The organism is Rhizobium acaciae, from assembly GCF_025941625.1.
In the GTDB taxonomy this organism is placed as follows: Bacteria; Pseudomonadota; Alphaproteobacteria; order Rhizobiales; family Rhizobiaceae; genus Rhizobium; species Rhizobium acaciae.
Map to the genome: position 1 here is coordinate 361381 of NZ_JAPCZO010000001.1, position 17668 is coordinate 379048.

Sequence of the window (17668 nt, forward strand, 5' to 3'; positions counted from 1 at the left end):
CCGACGATCCCGCGCTCGGGTGATATAGCCGGGCGCGGGATGAGGCGCCAATCGCTTGTCACCCGTCGGTGAGTTTGATCAATTCGCGCAGCAGAACCGCGTCGTCGGACGCGGCATGGTCGTCAGGCCGCAAAACATGGGCAAGCCATGCGCCGTCCGCCGCCAGGCGAACGATCTCGAGCCGCATTCCCATGTCGGTTTCGGCGTGCCTGACCAGCCGGTCATTCATCCATCTGTGCCAGAGGCTCTTGGAGTAGGGGTCGGCGAGCACCGTCATCGTCTGCGCCGACCACGGGCTGTTGGCAAGGGCTCGGTCGGCAAACAGGGTGCGGACATAGGCGCGGGTGAATGTGCCATGGCCGCCCTTATCCTTTTCAAGCTCCTCGTCGATCTCGCGATCGAGGCTTTCCATCATGCCGTCGAACACGGCCTCTATAAGAGCCTGCTTATTGGGGAAGTGATGAAACAGACCTCCCTTGGTCACGCCGGCTGCGCTCGCGACCGCCTGCAGGCTGACGGCGGCCAGACCATGCTCGAGCGCCAGCTTCCTGGCGCAATCGAGAAGAGCCTGCCGCACGACATCCGGCTGTTTCTTTCTGTTGCGGGGGCTATCTACCAATGCATGACCTGTGTTCGAGATAAGCTTCGCGCCGAGGCGGCCCGCGAAGATCAGTATCACTCCCGGGATCGCCGGGCCATGGGAGTTCCCATCATGATAGTGCTATCATACCAACCGGTAGGTATCTTGCAAAGCAAAAAAAGATCGACTATCTGTCGGCTGAGGAGGCCCGCCGAACGTCATTTCGGCGGGCTGCGCTTTTTTGGACCCCAGCGGGACCAGCAGGAAGGCTGATGAACATGCTTTTTCGAACGAAATCATTGCGTTATACGCTTGTCCTCGGGCTGATATTCGGTGCCGGCCTGCCGGCTTACGCTCAGCAAGGCGGCGCGATGCCGCCAACAGCCGTCAGCGTCCTGACGCTCAACCCGCGTCCGGTTCCCGTTATCAGCGAATTGCCCGGCCGCATTGCCGCGACGCGCGTTTCGGAGGTGCGGGCCAGGGTTTCCGGCATCCTGCAGGAACGGATATTCGAGCAGGGCAGCCTCGTTCGGCAAGGCGACGTGCTCTACCGGATCGATCCGGCGCTGTTCCGGGTCCGGGTGGCAAGTGCGGAGGCAAGCCTCGATCGCGCCAGGGCGACGCAGCTGAATGCCCGCCAGCAGTTGGACCGGCAGAAGTCGCTGCGCGACCGCGATGTCGCAAGCGGTATCGAATACGATGCGGCTGCCGTTGCCCTCGCCCAGGCCGATGCCGATGTCGCGCTGGCGCAGGCAGCGCTCGACGAAGCGAAGATCAATCTCGGCTATACCGAAGTCCGCGCACCGATATCAGGCATCATCGGCGGCGCGCTGGTGACGGAAGGTGCGCTGGTGACGGCCGATGGCGGCGATGCGCTGGCGATGATCCAGCAGATCGACCCCGTCTATGCCGACTTCACGCAATCCTCCGGAGACCTGCTGGCGCTGAAGCGGGCGGTCGAGAACGGCAGCCTCACGTCGACCGAACCAGGCAAGGCCGACGTCAAGCTCGTCTTCGACGACGGCACGGTCTATGGCGAAGCCGGTAAGCTGCTCTTCAGCAGCGCCAGCGTCGATGCGACGACGGGCCAGGTCACACTTCGCGGTGAATTCCCCAATCCGAAGGGCGACCTGCTGCCGGGGCTTTACGTCCGCGTCCGCATCGAACAGGCCGTCCGGGAGAAGGCGATCCTCATCCCGCAGCGCGCCGTCATCCGCACGGCCGACGGCAAGGCGCAGGTCTACGTCGTCCAGGAGGGAGACGTAGCACAGCCGCGTGACGTCGAGCTCGGTCAATCCTTCGGCAATGAATGGGTGGTCGAAAGCGGCCTGTCATCAGGTGAGCGTCTCGTTGTCGACGGCAGCCAGAAGCTGCAGCCGGGCGCAAAGGTCGCGCCGGAAGAGTGGCGGGATGGTCAGCTCGCGTCCGGTGACGCCAAGAAGCCGGAGTAGGATCGATGGCACGTTTCTTTATCGATCGCCCGATCCTAGCCTGGGTCTTTGCGATCTTCATCTCCCTCGCCGGTCTGATCGCGCTGCCGTTCCTGCCGGTCGCGCAATACCCCAAGGTCGCGCCGCCGCAGCTCAGCATCACCACCAGTTATCCCGGCGCATCGCCGCAGGATATCTATCAGGGCGTCACTCGCCAGATCGAAGAAGAGCTGAACGGGGTCGAGCACCTTTCCTATTTCGAGTCGACCTCCGATACATCGGGTGCGATGACGATCACCGCCACCTTTGCGGCGGGCACCGATATCGACCAGGCCTCGGTCGACGTTCAGAATGCCATCCGCCGCGTCGAACCGCGGCTGCCGCAATCCGTCAAGGATCAGGGCATCACGGTCGAGGAGGCGTCGTCGGGCTTCCTGATGTTCATCTCGCTGACTTCGACCGATGGGAAGACCGACGAGGTGGCGCTCGGCGACTATCTCAACCGAAACGTCATCGGCGAGCTGCGCCGTCTCGAGGGCGTCGGCCGTGCCCAGCTGTTTGCGTCGCAGCGCGCGATGCGCATCTGGATCGATCCCGACAAGATGGTCGGCCTGAACCTGACAGCATCCGACATCAGCGCGGCAATCTCGGCGCAGAACGCCCAGGTCGCAGCTGGCCAGATCGGTGCAGCACCCAATCCGATCTCGCAGGACCTGACGGCGACGGTGCTGGTGAAGGGGCAGCTGACCGACATCAAGGAGTTCGGAGACATCGTGCTGCGCGCCAATGCAGACGGATCGAACGTCAGGCTGCGTGATGTCGCGCGCATCGAAGAGGGCAGCGAGAGCTACAGCTTTTCCACCCGCTTGAACGGGCAGCCGAGTGCCGCCATCGCCATCCAGCTGTCGTCGACGGGCAATGCCGTCAATACGTCCAACCTGGTCAAGGCGAAGATGGAGGAGCTGTCACGCTTCTTCCCTGATGGCGTCGAATATTCCGTTCCCTATGATACGAGCCCGTTCGTCTCGACATCGATCGAGAAGGTGGCGCATACGCTTGCAGAAGCCGTCGCGCTCGTCTTCGTCGTCATGCTCATTTTCCTGCAGAGCTTCCGCTACACGATCATTCCGACGCTCGTCGTGCCCGTCGCGCTGCTCGGGACGCTGGCTGTCATGTATGCCGCCGGCTTCTCGATCAACGTGCTGACGATGTTTGCAATGGTGCTTGCCATCGGCATTCTGGTCGACGACGCCATCGTCGTGGTGGAAAACGTCGAACGGCTGATGGCTGTGGAAGGGCTTTCACCGAAGGAAGCGACCAAGAAGGCGATGCGGCAGATCACCGGCGCGATCCTTGGGATAACGTTGGTTCTCTCCTGCGTCTTCGTGCCAATGGCGTTCTTCCCGGGTTCAACCGGCATCATCTACCGTCAGTTCAGCCTGACCATGGTCGTGTCCATCCTGTTTTCGGCCTTCCTGGCGCTGTCGCTGACCCCGGCGCTTTGCGCCACCTTCCTGAAGCCGATCAAGGGTCATCACGAGAAGAAAGGCATCGCCGGCTGGTTCAACCGCAACTTCGACCGGCTGACCGGCCGTTATGCCCGTACCGTCGAGGGACTGGCCAAGCGCTCCTGGCGGGTGATGGCCGTCTACTTCGCGCTGCTCATCGGCCTTGGCTATCTCTTCGTCAACCTGCCGAGCAGCTTCGTGCCGGATGAGGACCAGGGCTTCCTGATCGTCGATGTGCAGGGACCGCCGGAGGCGAGCCGCAACCGCACGGTGGCCTCGCTTGAAAGCATCGAAGCGATCTTCAAGAAGGAGCCGGCTGTTGCCAACGTCGTCGCGATCCAGGGCTTCAGCTTCTCGGGGCAGGGACCGAACGCCGCCCTGGTGTTCGTCACGCTCAAGGACTGGGCCGAACGCGGCGCCGGCAATTCGGTGCAGGAGATTTCCAACCGCGCCAATATGCAGCTGTTTGGGCTGAAGGACGCCACATCCTTCGCGCTGTCGCCGCCGCCGATCGAAGGGTTCGGCACGACCAACGGCTTCACCTTCCGCCTTCAGGATCGCGGGGCGAAAGGCCAGGCGGCACTGACCGAGGCGGCGGGAATGCTGATCGGCAAGGCATCGCAGAACCCCATCATCGCAGGTATCCGCCCGGAAGGCATGCCTGACTCGGCCCAGCTCGTGCTCGTCATCGATCGCGAGAAGGCAAATACCTTCGGCGTCGCTTTCGCCGACATCAACAGCACGATCACCGCCAATCTTGGTTCGAGCTATGTCAACGACTTCCCGAATTCGGGCCGCATGCAGCGCGTCATCGTGCAGGCGCAGGACAAGAGCAGACTTCAAGCCGAAGACCTGATGAAGCTCAATGTCCGCAATGCGAGCGGCGGCATGGTGCCGCTATCGTCCTTCGCTGTGGCCGAATGGCAGAAGGGACCGGCGCAGATCGTCGGCTATAACGGCTACCCTTCCGTACGTATCTCTGGCGCTCCGGCGCCTGGATATTCGTCGGGGGCGGCGATTGCCGAAATGGAGCGGCTGGCCTCCGAACTTCCGGATGGCTTCGGCTTCGAATGGACCGGCCAGTCGCTGGAGGAGCTGAGATCGGGATCGCAGGCGCCGTTCCTGTTCGGCCTCAGCATCCTTTTCGTCTTCCTGCTGCTGTCGGGGCTTTACGAGAGCTGGTCCATCCCGTTGTCGGTGATGCTGGTCGTGCCGCTTGGCGTCATCGGCTGCGTGCTCGCGGTGATGAGCCGCGACATGTCCAACGACATCTACTTCAAGGTCGGCCTGATCGCGATCATCGGACTGTCGGCGAAGAACGCCATCCTGATCGTCGAATTCGCCAAGGACGGTTTTGCCGAGGGGAAATCGCTGATGGATGCCGCGATCGAAGGCGCTCGTCTGCGCTTCCGGCCGATCATCATGACCTCGCTCGCCTTTACTTTGGGCGTGGTGCCTCTGGCGATCGCCACCGGGCCAAGTGCTGCGAGCCAGAATGCCATCGGTACGGGCGTGCTTGGCGGCATGATCTCGGCGACGGTGCTGGCGATCTTCTTCGTTCCCGTCTTCTTCGTCTTCGTGCTGCGTCTCTTGAGGACGAAGCGGCTGGAGACTGTGAACGAGGAGGCGTCGGCCGAGCAGGAGCCTGCGCCGGTGACGTCACCGACCTGAGGTGAAGAATTGGCGGGTTGCCTTGCGCAACCCGCCGCACCTTTGCGCCGGTCCGATTTCAGGAATTATGCGGTCGGCTTCGGCGTGATCGTCACGTCGGCGCCATAGGCATCGCGCAGTTCGCCTTCCTGTCCTGGCTGCCGGTCGGCGGCCTGATGCAGCAGGATCGACTCGTATCCTTGCGAGCGCGTCCCCTCGATCAGGGTGATATCGGCGTTTCCGGGATTGTCGGAGCGCTCGAACCACTCGACAGGGCGGTGCAGGAAGTTCATTTCGATCGCGCGGTTGGTGACGCCATGGCCGACGATCACGAGGTTGTGGTCGCTATTTTCGGCATCGTGCATGACGGTCTGGAGGAACAGGCGCACCCGCTGGGCCACATCCGCCCGGCTTTCGCCATCCGGCGGCCGGGCGTAGAACTTGCCGCTGTTGCTGCGCAGCCTCGCCCATTTTTCGAACTCCTCGGGAAACTTCTGCTTCTGTTCGGCGTGGTCGTAGATTTCGGTGAAGAGACCGAAATCCTGCTCGCGCAGCAGATAATCCTCCCTGATATCGCCGACGAAGCTTTCCGGCAGGGCTTCGAGCAGCGCATCCTTGCTCTGCCGGGTTCTGAGAAAGGGCGAATACCAGATCTGCAGCTTGCCGAAACCCGCGCTCGGCAATGCTTGCAGGTAGGAGGCGATCACGCCGCCTGCCTCGAGAGCCTGCCGATGGCCCCATCGCGTCAGCGGCACGTTGTGATCGCCGAATTGGCGGTAGGCCTGTTCGTTGATGTTGCCGAGGGATTCGCCGTGGCGAACGAGAAAGAAACGCATCAGCCATCCCGCCTTGTCGGATATGAATCGCCGTCATCATGAACGCCCTGAATGCGTAGGGCAACCTTGTCGGCGGGGCTGGCGGCGACGGCATCCGGCCCGCGTGGCGACGGGCATACTGCCTGCGCGGCGAACGGCCATGCGGCCGCGCGGGATGAACAGGTTTGCAGGGCTTTTCCCCAGCTTGTCATCTTCCTGAAACACGAGTCTGGTTTTGGAAGGTTAGATGAAAGATGGGACATGAGCGGCAGCTCGTGAAAGACATGATGGAACCCAGACATTTCCGCACGCTCTTCATTTCCGATGTCCATCTCGGCTCGAAGGCCGCGAAGGCCGACTTCCTGCTGGATTTCCTGCGCCACCACGAGGCCGATACGATTGTGCTCGTCGGCGATATCGTCGACGGCTGGCGCCTGAAGCGCAGCTGGTATTGGCCGCAGGTCTGCAACGACGTCGTCCAGAAACTGTTGCGCAAGGCGCGCAAGGGCACGCGCGTCGTCTATATTCCCGGCAATCACGACGAATTCCTGCGGGCCTTCCCGGGCATGCATTTCGGCGGCATCGAGGTCGTCGAGCGCATGATGCATGACGGCGCCGACGGCAAGAAATATCTTATCCTGCACGGCGACGAGTTCGACGTCGTCGTCCGCAACGCCCGGCTGCTCGCCTATCTCGGCGACTGGGCCTATGACACGGCGATCCGCATCAACATCATCCTGGCGGCGGTGCGCCGCCGGCTGGGCATGCCTTACTGGTCGTTTTCGGCCTGGGCGAAGCTGCAGGTCAAGCATGCCGTCAATTTCATCGGCGAATTCGAGCGCGTCGTGGCCGAGGAAGCCCGCAAAAACGGCGCCGACGGGGTGATCTGCGGACATATCCATCATGCCATCATCCAGGATATGGACGGCATCCGCTACATCAACACCGGCGATTGGGTGGAAAGCTGCACGGCGGTCGCCGAACACGAGGACGGCACCTTCGAACTGATCACCTGGCGGTCGCTCGCCAGCAGTGTGCCGGCGCTTGCCGCCATCGGAATGCATGACGAGGGTGAGCTGGCCCCGCAGGCCGCCTGATCTTGGTGCCCGGGCTTTACAGCACCGCATGTCTTTTCAGACGCGCAAAGGACGCCGTAGCACTTTGAAATTTTGCAGTAGGAATTTAGCCGTTACCGTCAGGCGACAGGCCCTATTTATTTTCTAAAACGTTTCAGAACGGCTATTTCTCGCAATAGTCGCTTCCAGGGTGGTGTGTTAGGACAACGACGAGTTTCCTTCAGGTCCACCCATGATTCCCGCTCAAAATTCCCCGACGGGTGAGGGAGCGCCGCCGCGCTTCCGGCTGCTCAGTGCGCTTTCCTATTGCGCGCCGCTGCTCGTCAACGGCATCGTCCTGCCGTTCTTCCCCGTCTGGCTTGCGGGCCACAGCTTCAGCGACCACGAAATCGGTGTGATCCTGGCCGTTCCGATGGTGGTGCGCGTGCTGGTGGCGCCTGTTGTCGCCATGATCGCCGACCGGATGAAGGAGCGCGCCGACGTGCTGCTCTGGTCAGGCGGCCTGTCGCTGCTGACGGCGGTAGCACTCTACTGGACGACGACTTTCTGGCCTGTCTTCATCGTCTTTACGCTGCAGGGCGCCACCTTCGCGCCCTATGTGCCGGTCGTCGAATCGATCGTCATCTCGGGCGTGCGCCGCTGGGGGCTCGATTACGGATCGATGCGGGTCTGGGGCTCGATCGCCTTCATCGTCTCGACGCTGGTCGGTGGCCAGTTGATCAACCGGTGGGGCGGCGGGATGGTGCTTGATGTCATGGCGTTCGGCTTTATCATGACCGTGGTCATGGCGATCTTCTGTCCGCGCATCGGGCCGACGCGACGGCGAGGCCAGCCGATCGATCTTCCTGCCGCCACCGGCAGCGGCCTGCGTGAGCCGCACCTGCTGCTGCTCTTGATCGGCGTCGCCATCCAGCAATCGAGCCATGCGGTGCTCAACGCCTTCTCCTCGATCTACTGGCATCACCTCGGCTTTTCCGGCACCGAGGTCGGCCTGCTCTGGAGTGCCGGCGTCGCTTCGGAAGTGACGGTGTTCTTCCTGTCGAAGCGCCTTAGCCGTCGCTTCGACGCCTGGACGCTGATCCGCTTCGGCTGCGCCATCAGCGTCTGCCGCTGGATACTGTTTCCGATGAATACGGGCTTTGCCGGTTTCTTCCTGTTGCAATGTTTCCACGGCTTCACCTACGCCTTCGTGCATACCGGCGTGCAGCGGCGGATCGTGGCGACGGTGCAGGAGACGCAGGAATCCTCGGCGCAGGGCGCCTATTTCTTCTATGTCGGCATGGCGATGGCGCTGATGACCCTGGCGTCGGGTTATCTCTACGCCTGGCTCGGCGTCGTCAGCTATTACGTCATGGCCGTAGTGGCGTTCTCCGGCCTCGGCCTCGTCATCTTCGCCTATTATCTTCAGCCCCAGAGGGTGCTTTCGGGCGGAAAGACCAGGGAAGCGGCGTAACGCAGGCCGGGTTCGCGGTCGCGGGCAAGTAATAGCGGACCATCGAGATCGACGAAATCGGCGTTCTGGGCGAGCAGAACGGCAGGCGCCATGGCAAGCGAGGTGCCGACCATGCAGCCGATCATGATGCTGAATCCAAGCCGTTCGGCCTCGGCCTTCATGGACAGCGCCTCCGTCAGGCCGCCCGTCTTGTCGAGCTTGATGTTGATCGCGTCGTAGCGGTCGACAAGGCTTGCGAGATCGCCGGTGTGGTGGACGCTCTCATCGGCGCAGACGAGGAGCGGGCGGCGGATTTCGGCGAGCAGCCCATCGCGGCCGGCCGGCAGCGGCTGCTCGACGAGGGCAATGCCTGCTTCGGCGGCGATATGGAGATGACGCTCCAACACTGCTTCGGGCCAGCCTTCATTGGCGTCGAGGATGATTTCGGCATCGGGCGCGGCGGCGCGGACGGCGCGGATGCGGCTTTCATCGTCGCCGGTGCCGACCTTGACCTTCAGCAGGGCGCGGCCGGCATGCTCGTGCGCCTGAGCGGCCATCACCTCCGGCTCACCGAGCGAGATGGTGTAAGCGGTGGTGAGTGGCTGTGGAGCGGAAAGGCCGAGGCGGGCGGCGACGCTGTCTCCCGTCCGCTTCGCCTCGAGATCCCAGAGGGCGCAATCGACGGCGTTGCGGGCCGCGCCCGGCGGCATGGCCGACAGCAGGTCATGGCGCGAAATGCCGGCCTCGATCAGCGGTCGCGCGGCCTCGATCTGGGCGAAAACACCCTCCATGGTCTCGCCGTAGCGGCGGTAGGGCACGCATTCGCCAAGCCCCAGCGCACCCTCTTCGATAAGCGTGCAGGTGATGACCCCGGCTTCGGTCTTTGCCCCGCGCGAGATGGTGAAGGTCCCGGCAATCGGAAAGGAATTCATCTGGATATCGAGGGTGCGCGGCATTATTGCTCTCCTGCAAGCATGGAAATTGCACAGTGCTTCTGTATATTGACGCGCCGGACGGACGATCTGCTTCGCGATTCGGCAATGTCGCTGTAAGCCTTGAAAGACACAAGTATCTTGAACGCCGAGAATCGCAACGCCGCCTCACTGCAAGTGGACGACCAGGCTGATGGCTCGGGACAGCGTGTGCGTCTTCAGGGCAATTGGCGCAGCGCCTACATCCATCTGGTGCTGCGCGATTTCGAAAAGCTCCTGCAGAAGAAGACTGGCGACCTGACGGTAGACCTCTCGGAGATTTCGGAGATCGACACCGCCGGCATCTGGCTGCTGTGCCGGCTGAAGAAACAAGAAGAGGCGGGCGGACGGGCGGTTCGCTTCGAAGGCACCAACCCGCATATCGACGAAATGCTGGAGATGTTTTCCGAGGAGCCGGCCAAGGTCGAGCCGGAGCAGACGGAGAAAGTCTCGCTTACCGCGCGCATCTTCGCGCCGATCGGCAAAATGACCTATGAGGTCTGGGACAATTTCGCCGCCGCCATGTATATCCTCGGTTCGGCGGTGCGCGGCGCGCAAATGAAGTTCGGCCGCGGCAGCGGCGTTTCGCCGGCCTCGATCGTCAACCAGATCGACCATATGGGCGTTCGCGCCGTTCCGATCATCCTGCTGATGTCATTTCTGATTGGGGCGATCATCGCCCAGCAGGGCGCCTTTCAGTTGCGCTACTTCGGCGCTGAGGTTTTCGTCGTCGATCTCGTCGGCATCCTGCAATTGCGCGAAATCGGCGTGCTCTTGACCTCGATCATGATCGCCGGCCGTTCTGGCAGCGCCATCACCGCCGAAATCGGTTCGATGAAGATGCGCGAGGAGATCGACGCGCTGAAGGTGATGGGGCTGAATCCCATCGGCGTGCTGATCTTCCCACGACTGGTGGCTCTGACCATTGCGCTGCCGCTTTTGACGGTGCTCGCAAATTTTGCTTCGCTCGGCGGTGCTGCCGCCGTCGCCTGGGGCTATTCCGGCATCACCTTCGCCAATTTCGTGTCGCGCCTGCACGAGGCGGTGACATTGTCGACAGTACTATCGGGCATGATCAAGGCGCCGTTCATGGCGCTGGTCATCGGCATCGTCGCCGCCGTCGAGGGGCTGAAGGTCGGCGGCAGCGCGGAATCGCTCGGCCAGCATGTGACGGCCGCGGTGGTGAAGGCGATTTTCGTCGTCATCCTGATGGACGGGCTTTTTGCGATGTTCTATGCAGCGATCGATTTCTAGGATGGCGGACCGCGTGGACGAGAAACCGATCGATACGGAAGACAAGGACGAAAGGGACATCGTGCTGTCGGCGCGCGACGTCACCGTCGGCTTCGGCTCCAAGGTCGTGCTCGACAATCTGAACCTCAATATCTACCGCGGCGAGATCCTCGGCTTCGTCGGCGCGTCGGGCACCGGCAAATCGGTGCTGATGCGCACGGTGCTTAGGTTGCTGCCGCGCCGCTCCGGCACGATCAAGATCCTCGGCCAGGATTTCGACGAACTCGACGAACCGCAGCGCAACGCGCTCGACATGCGGCTCGGCGTTCTGTTCCAGCAGGGGGCACTGTTCTCGTCGCTGACGGTCAAGGAAAACATCCAGGTGCCGATGCGCGAATATCTCGACCTGCCGACCTCGCTGATGGACGAGCTGGCGCATCTGAAGATCCGTATGGTCGGGCTTGCAGCCGATGCTGCCGACAAATACCCGTCCGAGCTTTCCGGCGGCATGATCAAGCGTGCCGCCCTTGCACGCGCGCTGGCGCTCGATCCGGAGCTCGTCTTCCTGGACGAGCCGACCTCCGGCCTCGACCCGATCGGCGCGGCCGAATTCGACGAACTGATCGCCAACCTGCGCGATAGTCTGGGATTGACCGTGTATATGGTCACGCACGACCTCGACAGCCTGTTTTCGGTCTGCGACCGTATTGCCGTGCTCGGAAAGAAGCGAGTAATGGTGGAAGGCACGATCGACGACATGCTGGCCTATGACGATCCGTGGGTGCAGGCCTATTTCAAGGGCAAACGCGCGCGGTCGATTGTGCCGCAGAACGATGCTGCCGCGCGGCACGACAGCAGCGGAAAGTGATCGGATAAGATGGAAACCAAAGCCAATTACACGATTGTCGGTTTTTTCACGGTGCTGGTGATCGCGGCGGCCTTCGGCTTCGTCTACTGGATGGCCGAATATGGCCGGGGCGGCCCGATGACGGAACTGATCGTGCGTATTCCGGGCTCGGCCAACGGCCTCAGCGTCGGTTCGCCGGTGCGCTTTAACGGCATCCAGATCGGCTCGGTGCAGACGCTGTCGATCGATGCCGACGATCCGCAATATTCGCTGGCCTTCACCCAGGTGCGTACCGATGCGCCGATCTACCCTTCCACCAAGGCCGCCCTTGAAATCCAGGGTTTGACCGGGGCTGCCTATATCGAACTGTCGGGCGGCCGCAAGGGCGAGGAAAGCATTCTCCAGCATGCGATCGACAACGGCAAACGCGCCGTCATCGTCGCCGATCAGTCGAGCGTCACCAATCTTCTGGCGACGGCCGACAAGATCCTCGATCGGGCCAACGACGCGGTCGGCGAACTTCAGGGTTTCATCGAAGATTCGCGCGGGCCGCTGACCGAGACTTTCAAGAATGCCGAGACGTTTTCGGATGCGCTTGCCAAGAATTCCGGCAATATCGATGCCTTCCTGCAGAGCGTGGGTGAGCTCTCCAATACGGTGAAGGCGGTCTCCGGTCGTGTCGATTCGACGCTTCAAGCCGTCGAATCGCTGGTCAAGGCGGTCGATGCGCAGAAGATCGACAACATCGTCTCCAATGCCGAGAAGATCACCGCCAATGTCGCCGATGCCTCGGGCGACCTCAAGGGCGCGATCCAGAAGTTCGACCAGACGGCCACCACCTTCAACGATTTCGGCAAGCAGGCGCAGGCGACGCTCGATCGCGTCGATACGCTCGTTGCCCAGATCGATCCCGCGAAGGTGAAGGGCTCGGTCGACGACATCGCGCAGGCGACCAAGGATGCGCGCGCCGCCGTCGCTTCGATCCGCGATGTCGCCAACACGGTTTCGGCGCGTCAGAAAGATATCGACCAGACGATCCAGGATGTGTCGCAGCTTTCCAACAAGCTGAATTCGGCGTCGACCCGCATCGACGGCATCCTCATCAAGGTCGATGCGCTGCTCGGCACCGACAATACGCAATCGCTGTTCACCGAGGCGCGCAATACGCTGGAATCCTTCAAGAAGGTGGCCGACAACCTGAATTCGCGCATTGGGCCGATTGCCGACAATCTGCAGAAATTCTCGAGCGGCGGCTTGCGCGACGTGCAGACTCTCGTCAACGACATGCGCGGAACCGTGAGCAATCTGAACGATACGATCACCAACTTCGACCGTAATCCGCAACGCCTGATCTTCGGCGGGGACACGGTGAAGCAATATGACGGCCGGACGCGGCGTTAACTGGGAAGTCAGGGGTAGCCTAATATGGTCGCATCGCATTTGTTGTCGCGCCGTTCACGGATCAGGGGAACGGTGATCGCGCTGCCGCTGACGGCGCTGATCCTTTCGGGGTGCGGCACTGCGGCCAAGAACGACACCTATGACCTGCCCGCTGCCGTCGACGGCAGTGGACCCGCGGCCAAATCCCGCCAGATCCTGATCGCCAGCCCGACGGCGCTAAGGTCGCTCGACAGCGAGCAGATCGTCATCCGTGTTTCGCCTTCGGAAATCCAGTATCTCTCAAAGGCGCAGTGGGGCGACAAGCTGCCGCGCATAGTGCAGTCGAAGCTGGTGGAAGCCTTCGAGAACTCGGGCAAGCTCGGTGGCGTCGGCATGCCGGGGCAGGGGCTGGCGATCGACTACCAGATCGTCACCGATATCCGCTCCTTCGAAATCGATGCTTCGAAGGGCAACCAGGCGGTGGTCGAGATTTCCGCCAAGGTCCTCAACGATCGCAACGGCTCGGTGCGTGCTCAGAAGGTGTTCCGCGCCATGGCGCCGGCCGGCGGCGACAATGACGGCTTCGTCAAAGGCCTCGACCGCGCCTTCTCCACGGTCGCCTCCGAGATCGTCAGCTGGACGCTGCGCTCAATTTGAACTGGAATTTCGAGACCGCCCCGTGAATATCGGGGGTTGTCGATTGTGAAAAATATTTGATCCCATGGCATAGGGGTCGTCATCGTATTCAATTTCTTCACGAATTTATGGAACGCATCATACAGTCCCTTTCAGGAGGAATGCTGCATGGTGGTTGCACGGGTCTTCGGGAAATCGTCATCGGAGGCGATCCAGCGCGAAAATGATCGCCTAGCTGTGTTGCAGCAGCTCGATATCCTCGACACTCCGAGGGACGAGGGCTTCGAGCGGATCGTACGCCTGATAAAGGAGATCTATTCCATCGACATCGGCATCGTGTCGCTGATCGATGCGCATCGGCAATGGTATAAGGCTTGCTCGGGCCTCGCGGGCGACGAGGTGTCGCGCGAAGACACGTTCTGCCGCTATGTCGTGGACTGTGAAAAGCCTGTTGTCGTGCAAGACGCCACCAAGGACCCGCGGTTTTCACAACATCCTGCGGTGACGGGCGAGAACCATATCCGTTTTTATGCCGGCGTGCCGTTGAAAACAAAAGCCGGGCACATGATCGGAACGGTTTGCGCGATCGACCGCAGGCCACGATCGTTCGGTAACAGAGATCTCGGCATTCTCGAGGAGCTGGCGGGGGCCGCGATGGACCGCATCGAGCTCATGCAGTCGGCCGCGATCGACAGCCTCACCGAGGCGATGACGCGGCGTGCCTTCAAGCAGGAGGCCGATCAGCTCATTTCGCTCGCTCTGCGGCACAAGCACGACCTCTCATGCATCGTCTTCGATATCGATCATTTCAAGAAGGTGAATGATACGCACGGACATGCCGCAGGAGACGAGGTCCTCAAGGCGGTCGCATCGACCTGCAAGGCGACCCTGCGCGCCGGCGATCTTTTCGGCCGCCTTGGCGGCGAGGAATTTGCCGTCATCCTGCCGCATGTCGATCGGGAAGGTGCTGCCGCGGTCGCCGAGAAACTCAGAGCCGCTATCGCCTCCGAGATCATACGTGGCGATCATGGCGCCCTGACCGTCACAGCCAGTTTTGGAACTTCGGCACTCTCGATCGTCAGCAAGGAGATCGAGACCTTGCTGGCTCAGGCGGATGCGGCAATGTATCAGGCCAAGCATGGTGGACGGAATCGTTGCGTGTCGTGGAGTTCCATCCACGCCGATCACGCCATTGGGGCTCGACGGCGGGTGCTGAAGGCGGGTTCGATCCTGTTCAACGATCGGCGTTCGACCATCGACTGCACCGTCAAAACCATAGGCTCGGAGAGCGCCGGCATTTCAGTCTCCAATACATCAGGCATTCCTGCGGAATTCATCCTGGCCATCAAAGGCGAAGGATTCGAAACGAATTGCAGGGTGATCGCGCAAGACCGCCAGCATCTGGAGGTGGCTTTCAGATAACCGGCAGGTCTCCGCTCATCGATCTTACTTCGTCGGTTGCGAATCCGTCATCGTCGCGCCCGGCTGGCTGCCTGGAGTCGTCGAAGCTGTGGTGGTCGATGACGGCGACAGGGTGCTGTCCAGCAGGCTTGCCATCTTGTCGTCGCGTATGCTCGCGGTCTTTTCGCCCATGACGACGCCGACCACGCGACGGCCATCCTTCAACGCCGACGTTACGACATTGTAGCCCGATGCATCGGTGTAACCAGTCTTGATGCCATCGACGCCGTCATAGCGATACATGAGGTTGTTGTGGCCGCGCAGCTTCATGCCGCGGAACTGGAAGCCGCGCATAGAGAAGAGCTTGAACTCCTCGGGGAAGTCCCGCATCAACGAAACGCCGAGCGTCGCCATGTCCCGCGCCGTGGTGACCTGCTCCGGATCGGGAAGGCCCGACGGATTCTTGAAGACCGTATCCTTCATACCGAGTTGGTGTGCCTTGTCGGTCATCGCCTTGGCGAAAACCTGTTCGGAGCCGCCAAGCTGTTCAGCGATTGCCACAGCCGCATCATTGGCAGAGAGCACGACAATTCCTTCGACCGCTTCGCGCAGCGTCACCTTGCGGCCGGCGCCGACAGCGAGCTTGAAGGGCTCCTTGCTCTCGGCATTTTCCGACATGGTGAGCTTCTGGTCCCAGTTGAGGCGTCCGTCATGCAGGGCCTCAAAGGCGAGATAGAGCGTCATCATCTTGGTCAGCGACGCCGGATAGTTCAGATCGTCCTGATTGGAACCTTCGAGGACCTGGCCGGACTGGGCATCCACGACGAAGCTTGCCTGGCCTGCCTGAACCTGAGTGAAAGCGCCCATCAGGAAAAGGGAAGAGAGCGCCGTGGCAAGGAGCCTGGATGTCGTCTTGGTCATCAATGTTGCTGTCTCTGTCGTTTGAGTGAGCCATTCGCTTTAATGTGAGCGGATCAGAAAAGTTTGTGACGGAATGAAGGACAGGGGGCAATAAAAAAGGGTCATCCACAGCTGATTCCTTTTGTCTCACCCTCTTCGGTTTTGACAATGATGCGCACGCCACGTAAAAACGCGCCATGAGCATGAAGCGCGCGTCTTTCTCCCGTCATATCAGCACCTGCCTGCAGGTCGCGATCGTGCGTGCTCTTGGCGGACGAGGTCTTCGCGTCCTGCTGTGACGTCAGGGCGCCAGGCGTCCGGCGCGCTGCTGGACGTAAAGCCCCTCACCACGTCAATCAAGGTTGCCAGGGAGACAGGCACCGTGCTCAATATTTATCATGTCAATTCGCTCGTCCATTGGGAGGAGCGCGAGATCCATTTGCTCGATCATATGATCAGCTTCTTCTCGCAAGAAGTCCGCAGTTTCCTCAGATCCGTCAATCCGGCCTGGGATATCAGGAGGGTCGAGGCGCCGGCGCTGATGCCGCGGTCGCCGGTTTCAAGCGCCTATTCGAACGCCGATATCTGGGTCCAGGAACAGCTCTCCACCAGCGAGACCGCGCTGGTGCTGAGACCGGAGACCACGCCGTCGACCTACGTCTACCTGCAGCATATTCTCGGCAATCACTCGAAGACACGGCTGCCGCTCTGCATCTGGCAGGCCGGCAGATCCTATCGTCGCGAGCAGGAACAGCCGACCAAACACATGCGGCTGAAGGAATTCTGGCAACTCGAATTCCAATGCGCCTTCACGGCCGACAGCGGCAACGACTATCACGCCGCCTGCCTCGAGCCGGTCCGCCGGATGATCGCATCGCTGATCCATCTGCCGACGCGGATCGTACCCTCCGACCGGCTGCCGACCTATTCGGAGGTGACTGTCGATATCGAGGTCGACAATGGCGACAAGTGGATGGAGGTCTGCTCGATCTCACGACGCACGGATTTTCCGCAGCGCTACCAGTCGCAGCCGAAGAAGGGAGCGGCGGTCGACCATGACGTTCTGGTACTTGAGATCGCCATCGGCCTCGACCGCTGTATCTACAACTGGAACATAGCGGCCGATCGGTAGGATGGGGAAGTCGGGGCCGCGAAGCGGTCCCGGTCCTCCTGCCGCCCGAAAATTTATGAAAAGGCGATCTCGGCGGCGGGGCGGATTTCTACCGTCGCCTTGCCCGCATCGAAACCATCGAATGTTTCGTTGTGATGGGCAATGATCTCGGAGAAGGTCAAGGTCGCCGTGTCGCCGGTCGTGTGACCATCGGCAATCAACGTCACATCATATCCGAGCGACACGGCTCGCCTGACTGTCGTGTCGACACAGAATTGCGACATGCATCCACCGACGACGAGGTGAGTGACCGATCGTTCGTCCAGGCGTTCTGCAAGATCGGTCTCGAAGAAGGAGTCGGCGCTTTTCTTGCGCACAACGACCTCGGCCTGCCTCGGCGCGATCTCGTCGCGCAGCGCCCAACCCGGCGTGCCGACAGCCAATCGATGGCCGCTGTCGCCATCATGCTGAACGAGTACGATCGGCGCGCCCGCCTGCCGAGCTTTTTCCTTTAGCGCGGCCAACCGTGCGACGGTCTCGTCGAGTGCGGCATCGACTTGAGGCTGCCGCTCTGGCGAGGCTTTACCGGAGAGGATCGCATTCTGTACGTCGATGATCAGAAGGGCCTTAGTCATTCGAGAGAGGCTTCCATGGCTGGATAGCGAATGGATAACACTCGCTTCACAGAGCGAAAGCCG

15 protein-coding genes are annotated in these 17668 nt (G+C 61.4%); 10 read left to right on the top strand and 5 right to left on the bottom strand.

Going from position 1 to position 17668, the window contains the following annotated elements:
* Nucleotides 1-58: 58 nt before the first annotated feature.
* Nucleotides 59-619 (bottom strand): TetR/AcrR family transcriptional regulator, encoded by a 561-nt coding sequence (locus OLZ32_RS01845; protein WP_025394783.1) that lies wholly within the window; start codon nucleotides 617-619, stop codon nucleotides 59-61.
* Nucleotides 620-852: 233 nt separating this feature from the next.
* On the opposite strand from OLZ32_RS01845, the gene OLZ32_RS01850 reads away from it, so the two are divergent.
* Nucleotides 853-2031 (top strand): efflux RND transporter periplasmic adaptor subunit, encoded by a 1179-nt coding sequence (locus OLZ32_RS01850; RefSeq protein ID WP_264419527.1) that lies wholly within the window; start codon nucleotides 853-855, stop codon nucleotides 2029-2031.
* Nucleotides 2032-2036: 5 nt separating this feature from the next.
* A complete protein-coding gene (locus OLZ32_RS01855) occupies nucleotides 2037-5189 on the top strand; it encodes an efflux RND transporter permease subunit (protein WP_264395400.1) in 3153 nt (1050 codons plus the stop codon).
* 65 nt (nucleotides 5190-5254) lie between these two features.
* On the opposite strand, the gene OLZ32_RS01860 is transcribed toward OLZ32_RS01855, so the two are convergent.
* A complete protein-coding gene (locus tag OLZ32_RS01860) occupies nucleotides 5255-6004 on the bottom strand; it encodes a histidine phosphatase family protein (RefSeq protein WP_003540171.1) in 750 nt (249 codons plus the stop codon).
* A gap of 233 nt (nucleotides 6005-6237) precedes the next feature.
* Here OLZ32_RS01860 and OLZ32_RS01865 point away from each other — a divergent pair, with 233 nt between their 5' ends.
* Nucleotides 6238-7080: a UDP-2,3-diacylglucosamine diphosphatase gene (locus tag OLZ32_RS01865; protein WP_264395401.1), complete on the top strand. Its 843-nt coding sequence runs from the start codon at nucleotides 6238-6240 to the stop codon at nucleotides 7078-7080.
* A 211-nt stretch (nucleotides 7081-7291) separates the two neighbouring features.
* The gene (locus tag OLZ32_RS01870; protein WP_264395402.1) at nucleotides 7292-8512 is read left to right on the top strand and encodes an MFS transporter; all 1221 of its coding nucleotides are present in this window, start codon (nucleotides 7292-7294) and stop codon (nucleotides 8510-8512) included.
* Here OLZ32_RS01870 and dgcA read toward each other — a convergent pair.
* Nucleotides 8464-9447, bottom strand: coding sequence for an N-acetyl-D-Glu racemase DgcA (dgcA, locus tag OLZ32_RS01875; RefSeq protein ID WP_264395403.1), 984 nt, complete (start codon nucleotides 9445-9447; stop codon nucleotides 8464-8466). The two genes, OLZ32_RS01870 and dgcA, sit on opposite strands and share 49 nt — an antisense overlap.
* Before the next feature lie 99 nt (nucleotides 9448-9546).
* Here dgcA and OLZ32_RS01880 point away from each other — a divergent pair, with 99 nt between their 5' ends.
* The 5 genes from OLZ32_RS01880 to OLZ32_RS01900 all read left to right on the top strand — a co-directional run bounded on the left by OLZ32_RS01880 (nucleotide 9547) and on the right by OLZ32_RS01900 (nucleotide 14980).
* Entirely contained in the window at nucleotides 9547-10716 is a 1170-nt protein-coding gene (locus OLZ32_RS01880) for an ABC transporter permease (protein ID WP_264419529.1), read from the top strand.
* Nucleotide 10717: 1 nt separating this feature from the next.
* The gene (locus OLZ32_RS01885; RefSeq protein WP_003540160.1) at nucleotides 10718-11563 is read left to right on the top strand and encodes an ABC transporter ATP-binding protein; all 846 of its coding nucleotides are present in this window, start codon (nucleotides 10718-10720) and stop codon (nucleotides 11561-11563) included.
* A gap of 9 nt (nucleotides 11564-11572) precedes the next feature.
* On the top strand, nucleotides 11573-12943 hold the full coding sequence (locus OLZ32_RS01890) for an MlaD family protein (protein WP_003540159.1): 1371 nt from the start codon (nucleotides 11573-11575) through the stop codon (nucleotides 12941-12943).
* Nucleotides 12944-12967: 24 nt separating this feature from the next.
* Nucleotides 12968-13579, top strand: coding sequence for an ABC-type transport auxiliary lipoprotein family protein (locus OLZ32_RS01895; RefSeq protein ID WP_003540158.1), 612 nt, complete (start codon nucleotides 12968-12970; stop codon nucleotides 13577-13579).
* 147 nt (nucleotides 13580-13726) lie between these two features.
* The gene (locus OLZ32_RS01900) at nucleotides 13727-14980 is read left to right on the top strand and encodes a sensor domain-containing diguanylate cyclase (protein ID WP_017988498.1); all 1254 of its coding nucleotides are present in this window, start codon (nucleotides 13727-13729) and stop codon (nucleotides 14978-14980) included.
* A 24-nt stretch (nucleotides 14981-15004) separates the two neighbouring features.
* Here the strand turns inward: OLZ32_RS01900 and OLZ32_RS01905 are convergent, their stop codons facing one another.
* Nucleotides 15005-15880: a D-alanyl-D-alanine carboxypeptidase family protein gene (locus OLZ32_RS01905; RefSeq protein ID WP_003540156.1), complete on the bottom strand. Its 876-nt coding sequence runs from the start codon at nucleotides 15878-15880 to the stop codon at nucleotides 15005-15007.
* A 361-nt stretch (nucleotides 15881-16241) separates the two neighbouring features.
* Between OLZ32_RS01905 and OLZ32_RS01910 the strand changes: the two genes are divergently transcribed.
* Nucleotides 16242-16991 carry an aminoacyl--tRNA ligase-related protein gene (locus OLZ32_RS01910; protein WP_264395405.1) on the top strand — a complete coding sequence of 250 codons (750 nt, stop codon included), beginning with the start codon at nucleotides 16242-16244 and terminating at the stop codon, nucleotides 16989-16991.
* Nucleotides 16992-17044: 53 nt separating this feature from the next.
* Here the strand turns inward: OLZ32_RS01910 and OLZ32_RS01915 are convergent, their stop codons facing one another.
* The gene (locus OLZ32_RS01915; protein WP_017988496.1) at nucleotides 17045-17605 is read right to left on the bottom strand and encodes a cysteine hydrolase family protein; all 561 of its coding nucleotides are present in this window, start codon (nucleotides 17603-17605) and stop codon (nucleotides 17045-17047) included.
* Nucleotides 17606-17668: the final 63 nt, after the last annotated feature.

What these genes read in the sequence shown, in the direction of transcription:
- OLZ32_RS01860 (WP_003540171.1), bottom strand. Translation starts at nt 6,004, where the DNA reads ATGCGTTTCTTTCTCGTTCGCCACGGCGAATCCCTCGGCAACATCAAC.
- OLZ32_RS01900 (WP_017988498.1), top strand. Translation starts at nt 13,727, where the DNA reads ATGGTGGTTGCACGGGTCTTCGGGAAATCGTCATCGGAGGCGATCCAG.
- OLZ32_RS01890 (WP_003540159.1), top strand. Translation starts at nt 11,573, where the DNA reads ATGGAAACCAAAGCCAATTACACGATTGTCGGTTTTTTCACGGTGCTG.
- OLZ32_RS01865 (WP_264395401.1), top strand. Translation starts at nt 6,238, where the DNA reads ATGGGACATGAGCGGCAGCTCGTGAAAGACATGATGGAACCCAGACAT.
- OLZ32_RS01870 (WP_264395402.1), top strand. Translation starts at nt 7,292, where the DNA reads ATGATTCCCGCTCAAAATTCCCCGACGGGTGAGGGAGCGCCGCCGCGC.
- OLZ32_RS01915 (WP_017988496.1), bottom strand. Translation starts at nt 17,605, where the DNA reads ATGACTAAGGCCCTTCTGATCATCGACGTACAGAATGCGATCCTCTCC.
- OLZ32_RS01855 (WP_264395400.1), top strand. Translation starts at nt 2,037, where the DNA reads ATGGCACGTTTCTTTATCGATCGCCCGATCCTAGCCTGGGTCTTTGCG.
- OLZ32_RS01850 (WP_264419527.1), top strand. Translation starts at nt 853, where the DNA reads ATGAACATGCTTTTTCGAACGAAATCATTGCGTTATACGCTTGTCCTC.
- dgcA (WP_264395403.1), bottom strand. Translation starts at nt 9,447, where the DNA reads ATGCCGCGCACCCTCGATATCCAGATGAATTCCTTTCCGATTGCCGGG.
- OLZ32_RS01905 (WP_003540156.1), bottom strand. Translation starts at nt 15,880, where the DNA reads ATGACCAAGACGACATCCAGGCTCCTTGCCACGGCGCTCTCTTCCCTT.
- OLZ32_RS01885 (WP_003540160.1), top strand. Translation starts at nt 10,718, where the DNA reads ATGGCGGACCGCGTGGACGAGAAACCGATCGATACGGAAGACAAGGAC.
- OLZ32_RS01895 (WP_003540158.1), top strand. Translation starts at nt 12,968, where the DNA reads ATGGTCGCATCGCATTTGTTGTCGCGCCGTTCACGGATCAGGGGAACG.